The following is an 8,181-nucleotide window of genomic DNA, read 5'->3' on the forward strand; positions in this document are numbered from 1 at the left end:
CACAGGTTCAGTGATTTTTGTTTTTTACCTGGATGGAGACACAATCCATGAAATATCGTCAGCTATCTCAAATCGTGGCCGCCGTTGTCATTGGCGGTACGGCGTTATGCGCCCAGGCTGACAATTACCCGTCGCGTCCGATCACGCTGATCGTGCCGTATCCGGCGGGCGGGACCACCGACATTGCCGCGCGCACGATCGCTCAGGCAATGGGTCCCATCTTGAACCAATCCATCGTGGTGGATAACCGCGCCGGCGCTGGTGGGAACATCGGCATGGGCGTGCTCAAGCGCGCCGATGCCGATGGATACACCATCGCTATGGGCACGATTGGCACCCAGACCATCAACCAGTTCCTGTACAAGGACATGCAATTCGATCCGGCCAAGGACTTCGCGCCCCTGGCCATGGTGTTCACCACACCGAACGTGATTGCGGTGCGACAGGATTCCAAGTGGAAGACCGCTCAGGACCTTTTTGCTGACGCCAAGCAGCGTAAGAACGAGCCCGTGACCTACGCGTCGCCCGGCATCGGCTCTTCCGTGCACCTGACCGGCGCCTACATCGAACAGGCCGCTGGCGTTGACATGCTGCATGTTCCGTTCAAGGGCGTCTCGGGATCCATGCCCGCGCTGATCGGTGGACAGATCGACGTGCTGATGGATAACCTGCCCAGCACGATCAGCCAGCTCAAAGACGGTTCCCGCGTGCGCGCGTTGGCCGTGACCTCGGCTGAGCGTTCTCCCTCGTTGCCCGATGTGCCGACGCTGGCCGAATCGGGGCTCAAAGACTTCGACGTGACCGCCTGGTTCGCGCTGTACGCGCCCGCCGGTACGCCCGACGACGTGCAGGCCAAGCTTATCGATGCCGCTAAAAAGGCATTGGCCACGCCCGCGGTGCAAGAGCAGCTGTCCAAGGTCGGCGCCGCGCCTGGCAACAAGACCGGCAAGGAATTGGCCGCCTTCGAAGCCGCCGAGCGCGAGCGCTGGAGCAAGCTGATCCAGGAACGCAACATCACCACCAACTAAGGTCGCGCGCGGACCGAGGCAGCCTCCCTCGGTCCGAGTCGCCGCAAGAGCGGTGGCCGGCTTTAAGATTCGCTTCATCTTTGGACGTATAGTCAAGATATGCGAATTCTATTGGCCGAAGACGATCTTTCCCTGGGTGAGTCCATTGAATCCTGGCTCTCCCTCGATGGCTATGTGGTCGATCGCGTCATGCGGGGCGACTTGGCCGAGACCGCGCTTGCCACGCACGACTATCAGTGTCTGTTGCTGGACCGGGGTTTGCCTGGCTTAACAGGCGATGCGCTATTACGCACGCTGCGCGCTCGCCGCAACACGATTCCCGTCATCATGATCACAGCCCGCGACGCATTGCGCGATCGTATCGAGGGGCTGGATCTGGGCGCGGACGATTATCTGGTTAAACCCTTCGACCTCGAAGAACTCTCCGCGCGTATCCGCGCCGCGCTTCGGCGGTACGAGGGACGCACCGACACGCGTCTGCAGCATGGCGATCTGTCGATGGACCCCGTCGCGAAGCAGGTGACCTACCAAGGCCGTTCCATCGATCTGACCGCGCACGAATTCGCCGTATTGCAGGCGCTGCTCAGGCGTCCCGGCCATGTCGTATCGCGCAGCCAATTAGAAGACGCGCTATACGCCTGGGGCGAAGAAGTCGAAAGCAACACCATCGAAGTCCACATCCATAACCTGCGCCGCAAGCTCGATCCCGGCGTGATCAAGACGATACGCCGCCAGGGCTACCGGCTGGCGGACTGATATGCGCGGATTTCGATTACCCCGGTTACCCCGTAGATCGCGATCGGACGCGCATTCCAATACTTACTCGCTGCGCCGGCGGCTGATCTCGACCACATTGGGTTCCAGCATTGTCGTGGGCCTGGTCAGCACGGCGATCGTGCTTGCCCTGGCGTGGAAAGAGGTCAACGATACGTTCGATGACACCTTGGAAGAAGGCGCGCGCCTCGTGTTGACCCTGGGCGAAGGAACGCCTTCTCACGCGTTGACTGCGCGTGACCGCAAAGACGATGGCAAGCCCGCGCTGCGGCTGGACTATCAAATCGTGTCGCCGGACGGGGTCGTGATCAGCCGAGGCGACGACGCGCCCAAGCGGCCTTTTGTCGATCCCGGCCGTCGCGATGACCGTTTCTACGATGTGTGGGTGTCCAAAAAACGTTGGCGGGTGTATGTGCGCCAGCACAGCTCTCGCGACTTTACCGTGCAGATCGGTCAGGAATGGGAAGACCGTACCGATCTTATCGCCGACATGCTGGAGTCCCTGGCGTGGCCACTGGTGGCGCTTTGGGTGCTGCTAGGGCTGGTGAACTGGTGGCTGATCCGACGCCTGACCGCGCCGCTGGATCAATTGGCACGGGGCATCGAGGCGAAATCTCCCAGCGATCTGTCCGCCATCGAGTATCAGGGGAGGGCACGCGAAATTCGCACCGTGGTCACTGCGTTGAATCGCATGCTCAGCCGGCTGGAGCACGCCTTGGAATCCGAGCGTCGCTTTACCTCTGACGCCGCGCACGAGCTGCGCACGCCGCTGGCCGCCTTGGCATCGCGCATACAGGTCATGCAGCGTCGTCTGGCCAAGGAAGGCCCGGAGGCCGCGGCCGCCGATTTGCAGCGTCTGCGCGACGATGTCGCACGCGGTACCGCGCTGGTCGAAAACTTGCTGCAGCTGGCTCGTCTGGATCCCGAGTCGGCGGAGACCCTGGTGTCCGAGCCGGTGCAGGCCCATGCGTTGATCGATGAGGCAGTCAGGTTGTGTGCCGCCGAGGCGCAGGCCCGTTGCGTGACGATCGACGTGAACTGCCAGGTGGATACGCTGTGCGGGCACTATGACAGTCTCTGCACGGCACTGCGTAACCTGTTGCACAACGCCATTCGTTACGGTCAGGAAGGCGGCCGTGTCGAAATCAGCTTCACGCGTCAGCGGCATGTGCAGACGCTGTCCGTGCGCGATGACGGACCGGGCGTCGCCCCGGCGGACATGGCGCGCCTGACGGAGCGTTTTTTCCGGGTGCTGGGCACTGGGGTGCAGGGCAGCGGACTAGGGCTTTCCATCGTGGCCCGCGTCGCGCATTGGCATCACGCTACGTTGCGCTTTGGGCCTGGGCTGGATGGCTGTGGTCTGGGCGTGATGATCGATTTTCCATTGGAGTCTGATAACGGCTCCAGACGCTCAGATTCGCTTAATATTCACGGGCTTTAATCGCATCATGTTCAACCACGGAGCTATCCGTAATAGGAGTCCAGCATGATCCAGACCGCACGTTTTTCCCGCTTTACCCGTACCCTGTTGGTGACCTCCGCGTTGTCCTGCGCCCTGGTCGCCGGCGCGCAAGCACAAGGCTATGCGGGCCCCAGCAGCGCGCCCGCCAGTGCGCGGCAGGGCTACGCAGGTCCGTCTTCGGTGCCGGTCACGACCGTCAAGGCGCTGACAGAAACCGGCCATGATGACCAAAACGCCGTGTTGCGCGGCCGTATCGTGTCGCATGACGGCGGCGACCACTACACCTTTGAAGACGACACGGGTCGCATGAAAATCGAGATCGATGACAAGCGCTTCCCCGCCGGGGTGCGTATCGATGAGAAAACCGTGGTCGAGCTGGAAGGCGAACTCGACCGCGATCGTCACGGAGTCGAGTTCGACGTCGATCGAATTCGCGTGATGTAACGCCGCGGATTGCGGGCCTCCCAGCGGATATCCAGCGCACAAAAAAACCTCGGCCGGTCATGCAGACCGGCCGAGGTTTTTGTCATGCTGCGGGCGTAGCCGGTACGGCTCCGGTAAGGCTGCGCCCAGTGCGTGAAGCTTACACGCCGACCACGGACACCGCCTTGGTGACCAGATAGGCTTCCAGAGCCTCGGGGCCACCCTCGGAACCGTAGCCCGAATCCTTCACGCCGCCGAACGGCAGCTCGGCCGAAGGCGTGGCGGGCTGGTTGATCCACACCATGCCGACTTCCAGACGGCGCGACAGTTCGGTCACGGACTTGAACGAACGGGTGAACGCGTAAGCGGCCAGACCGAACGGCAGGCGGTTAGCTTCGCGGATGGCTTCGTCCAGCGTTTCGAAGCTGCGGATACCCGCCACCGGGCCGAACGGCTCTTCGTTAAAGATATCTGCGTCCAGCGGCACGTCGGACAGAATGGTCGGGGCAAAGAAATTACCCGTGGTGCCGATACGCTCGCCGCCGGTGACCACGCGCGCGCCTTTCTCGCGGGCATTTGCCACGATCTTGTCCATGGCGATCAGACGGCGGTCGTTAGCCAGGGGGCCCAGCGTGGTGCCATCGGCCAGACCATCGCCCACTTTCAGGCTTTCGGCATGCGCGACGAAAGCCTTTTCGAAATCGGCCTTGATCGACGAATGCACCAGGAAGCGGGTGGGCGAGATGCAAACCTGACCGGCGTTGCGGAACTTCGCCGCGCCGGATGCCTTCACCGCCAATTCGACATCGGCGTCTTCGTGCACGATCACGGGGGCATGGCCGCCCAGTTCCATCGTTACGCGCTTCATGTGCTGGCCGGCCAGAGCGGCCAGCTGCTTGCCCACGGGCGTCGAGCCGGTGAAGGTCACTTTGCGGATGATCGGATGCGGGATCAGATAGCTGGAGATTTCAGCAGGCGAGCCGAACACCAGACCGACCACACCCTTCGGAATACCGGCATCCACAAAGCAGTTCAACAGGGCCGCGGGCGAAGCCGGGGTTTCTTCCGGTGCCTTGACCAGGAACGAGCAGCCGGTGGCCAGCGCCGCGCCCAGTTTGCGCACGACCTGGTTAACCGGGAAGTTCCACGGGGTGAAGGCGGCGACGGGGCCGACGGGCTCTTTCAGCACCATCTGCTGGGCGGCCGCATTGCGTGCCGGAACGATACGGCCATAGACGCGCAACGCTTCGTTGGCGAACCAGTCGATGATCTCGGCGCCGGCCATGACTTCGATACGGGCCTCGCCCAACGGCTTGCCTTGTTCTTGCGTCAGCAGGCGGGCGATGCTGTCGGCGCGTTCGCGCACCAGCACCGAGGCACGGCGCATGATGGTGCAGCGCTCATGGGCCGACATATCGCGCCAGGTCTCGAAACCACGCTGCGCTGCCGCCAGGGCGTCGTCCAGATCCTCGCGCGAGGCGTAGGCGACTTGGCCGATCGTGCTGCCCGTGGCCGGGTTGACGACATCGATGCGTTTATTTCCCTTGGCTTCGCGCCATTCGTTGTCTATCAACAGGAGAGTGTCGGGATAACTGCTCATGAGTGCTCCAAAGGCAATGTTGCGATCAATTCATCGGTTTCCCATACGAGCGCGCCCCGTGGATTGAGACAGTCGTGGAAAACCGGAAATAGCGATGGCCGTTGCAAGGCGGGCGAAATTAAACGTTAACGACTGCAGGCCTGATCTGTCAAAAACGCAGACTGAAATTGTATAGGGATAAAGCATCGGAAATGGCGTGGAACCGAGGAAAATCTATGGAACCTAGGGTCGACCCCAAGTTGACGATAGCGCACAATGGGGCTTGATGAACTAACACCCGAGGAGTCTCCCATGCTTGTGAATGCTTATGGCGCTTATGCTGGCGACCGTCCGCTGGAATCGTTGCAGATCTCGCGCCGCCAACCGGGCGTGCATGATGTCCAGATCGATATCGCTTATTGTGGGGTGTGCCACTCCGACTTGCACCAGGTGCGCTCGGAATGGGCGGGCACGCAGTTTCCTTGTGTGCCCGGGCATGAAATCGTGGGCCGGGTGTCGGCGGTCGGCGCGCAGGTCAAGAACTTCACCATCGGCGATCTTGTCGGCGTGGGATGCATGGTGGATAGTTGTCAGCGCTGTGCGGATTGCGAAGCCGGTTTCGAGAACTATTGCGATGGCATGGTGGGCACCTACAACTCGCCCACCAAGGACGAGCCGGGCTGGACCTTGGGCGGGTATTCCCAACGCATCGTGGTGCACGAGCGTTTCGCGTTGCGCATCCGGCATCACGCCAGCCAGCTGGCTGCGGTCGCGCCTTTACTATGCGCGGGTATTACGACCTACTCGCCGTTGCGTCACTGGGGCGCGGGCCCCGGCAAGAAGGTGGGCGTCGTCGGTATTGGCGGGCTAGGCCATATGGGCATCAAGCTCGCTCATGCAATGGGCGCGCATGTGGTGGCGTTCACCACATCGGACAGCAAGCGCGAAGCCGCGCTGGCCCTGGGGGCGGACGAGGTCGTGGTGTCGCGCAGCGCCGAGGAAATGGCAGTGCACGCGCAAAGCTTTGACCTGATCCTCAATACGGTGGCCGCGCCTCATGATCTGGACGCATTCCTGGTCTTGCTCAAGCGTGATGGCACCATGGTGCTCGTCGGTGCGCCGGCTACGCCGCATCCCTCGCCCAATGTGTTTAACCTGATCATGAGACGCCGCTCGATCGCGGGCTCGATGATCGGCGGCATTCCGGAAACCCAGGAGATGCTCGACTTTTGCGCGGAGCACGGCATCGTGGCCGATATCGAGATGATTCGCGCTGATGAGATCAATGAGGCGTACGAACGCATGCTGCGCGGCGATGTGAAGTATCGCTTTGTGATCGACACGGCGACCTTGGGTGCGTGAGCCTGCGAGAGGCGGGGGCTGATATATACTCCCACCTAGTATATTGTTCAGGTGTGTCATGCCGCATTCACCGGATGAGAAAAAGCGCGTGCTCGCACGTGTGCGTCGCGTGCGCGGGCAGTGCGATGCGCTGGAGCGCGCGCTCGAAGCGGGCGCCGACTGCGGGCCCGTGCTGCAGCAGATCGCCGCGATCCGAGGCGCGATCAACGGGCTGATGTCGGAAGTGCTGCAATCGCATCTGCGAGAGGGCTTCAGCCAGCCGCCAGCGTCGCAGGATCAATACGATGAGCGCGTGCAGGAACTGGTGACGCTGGTGCGCACCTACTTGAAATAACCACTCTGGGTCAGCATGGCTGACGCCGTTAGCCTTTTCTTTACGGAGCTATTCCATGAAATCACGCGCCGCTGTTGCCTTTGCCGCAGGCCAACCACTGCAAATCGTTGAGCTCGATGTCGAACCGCCTCGCAAGGGCGAGGTCTTGGTGAAGATTACCCATACCGGGGTTTGCCACACCGATGCGTTCACGTTGTCGGGCGAGGATCCCGAGGGCCTGTTCCCGGTGGTGCTGGGCCATGAAGGCGCGGGCATCGTGGTCGAGGTGGGCGAGGGCGTGACAAGCGTCAAGCCGGGCGATCATGTGATTCCGCTCTATACGGCCGAATGCGGGGAGTGTCTGTTCTGCAAGTCGGGCAAGACTAACTTGTGCGTGGCTGTGCGTGCGACGCAGGGCAAGGGTGTGATGCCCGATGGCACGACGCGGTTCTCGTACAACGGTCAGCCGGTCTATCACTACATGGGCTGCTCGACGTTTAGCGAGTACACGGTGGTGGCGGAAGTGTCGCTCGCCAAGATCAATCCGAAGGCGAACCCGGAACACGTGTGCCTGCTGGGCTGCGGCGTGACGACCGGCATTGGCGCGGTCCATAACACGGCAAAGGTTCAGGAAGGCGATTCGGTGGCGGTGTTCGGCTTGGGCGGCATCGGTCTGGCTGTGATTCAGGGCGCGCGTCAGGCGAAGGCGGGGCGCATTATCGCGATCGATACCAACCCGGATAAGTTTGGTTTGGCGAAGGTCTTTGGCGCGACGGATTGCTTGAACCCAAAGGATTATGACAAGCCGATTCAGGAAGTCATCGTGGGGATGACGGGCTGGGGGGTGGATCACTCGTTCGAATGTATCGGCAATGTCAACGTGATGCGCGCGGCGTTGGAATGCGCCCATCGTGGGTGGGGTCAATCGGTGATTATTGGCGTCGCGGGCGCGGGGCAGGAAATTTCCACGCGGCCGTTCCAATTGGTGACGGGGCGTCGATGGCTGGGGACGGCATTCGGGGGCGTCAAGGGGCGTTCGCAATTGCCCGGGATGGTCGAGGATGCGATGGCCGGCAAGATTGAGCTCGAACCGTTTGTGACGCATACGATGGGGCTTGAGGATATTAATGACGCGTTTGATCTGATGCATGCTGGGAAATCGATTCGCAGCGTTGTGCATTATTGATCTGACGGGTTTTTAGTTGGGTTGGGGGGCCGGGTTTTTCGGCCCCTTTTTAAT

8 protein-coding genes are annotated in these 8,181 nt (G+C 61.6%); 7 read left to right on the forward strand and 1 reads right to left on the reverse strand.

The genetic code is table 11. The annotated features are described in order from the left end of the window. Positions 1-47: 47 nt before the first annotated feature. From GOQ28_RS18420 to GOQ28_RS18435, 4 genes are all read left to right on the forward strand, one after another. Positions 48-1,028, forward strand: coding sequence for a Bug family tripartite tricarboxylate transporter substrate binding protein (locus tag GOQ28_RS18420; protein WP_236844414.1), 981 nt, complete (start codon positions 48-50; stop codon positions 1,026-1,028). A 99-nt stretch (positions 1,029-1,127) separates the two neighbouring features. After that, positions 1,128-1,784 carry a response regulator gene (locus GOQ28_RS18425; RefSeq protein ID WP_160357460.1) on the forward strand — a complete coding sequence of 219 codons (657 nt, stop codon included), beginning with the start codon at positions 1,128-1,130 and terminating at the stop codon, positions 1,782-1,784. Positions 1,785-1,881: 97 nt separating this feature from the next. Further along, positions 1,882-3,243 (forward strand): ATP-binding protein, encoded by a 1,362-nt coding sequence (locus tag GOQ28_RS18430; protein ID WP_236844415.1) that lies wholly within the window; start codon positions 1,882-1,884, stop codon positions 3,241-3,243. 45 nt (positions 3,244-3,288) lie between these two features. Continuing rightward, positions 3,289-3,708, forward strand: coding sequence for a YgiW/YdeI family stress tolerance OB fold protein (locus GOQ28_RS18435; RefSeq protein WP_160357462.1), 420 nt, complete (start codon positions 3,289-3,291; stop codon positions 3,706-3,708). A 139-nt stretch (positions 3,709-3,847) separates the two neighbouring features. Here the strand turns inward: GOQ28_RS18435 and GOQ28_RS18440 are convergent, their stop codons facing one another. Continuing rightward, positions 3,848-5,287, reverse strand: a complete 1,440-nt coding sequence (locus GOQ28_RS18440; protein WP_160350112.1) for an NAD-dependent succinate-semialdehyde dehydrogenase — start codon at positions 5,285-5,287, stop codon at positions 3,848-3,850. Positions 5,288-5,578: 291 nt separating this feature from the next. Between GOQ28_RS18440 and GOQ28_RS18445 the strand changes: the two genes are divergently transcribed. The 3 genes from GOQ28_RS18445 to GOQ28_RS18455 are packed head-to-tail and all read left to right on the forward strand — an operon-like array spanning position 5,579 to position 8,127. Further along, a complete protein-coding gene (locus tag GOQ28_RS18445; protein WP_160357463.1) occupies positions 5,579-6,628 on the forward strand; it encodes an NAD(P)-dependent alcohol dehydrogenase in 1,050 nt (349 codons plus the stop codon). Between the two features lie 58 nt (positions 6,629-6,686). After that, positions 6,687-6,962: a formaldehyde-responsive transcriptional repressor FrmR gene (gene frmR, locus GOQ28_RS18450; protein ID WP_160357464.1), complete on the forward strand. Its 276-nt coding sequence runs from the start codon at positions 6,687-6,689 to the stop codon at positions 6,960-6,962. Between the two features lie 55 nt (positions 6,963-7,017). After that, positions 7,018-8,127, forward strand: a complete 1,110-nt coding sequence (locus GOQ28_RS18455) for an S-(hydroxymethyl)glutathione dehydrogenase/class III alcohol dehydrogenase (protein WP_160350109.1) — start codon at positions 7,018-7,020, stop codon at positions 8,125-8,127. The last annotated feature ends 54 nt before the right edge of the window (positions 8,128-8,181 follow it).

The sequence above is a fragment of the Bordetella sp. 02P26C-1 genome, assembly GCF_009763255.1.
Lineage (GTDB): Bacteria > Pseudomonadota > Gammaproteobacteria > Burkholderiales > Burkholderiaceae_B > Bordetella_A.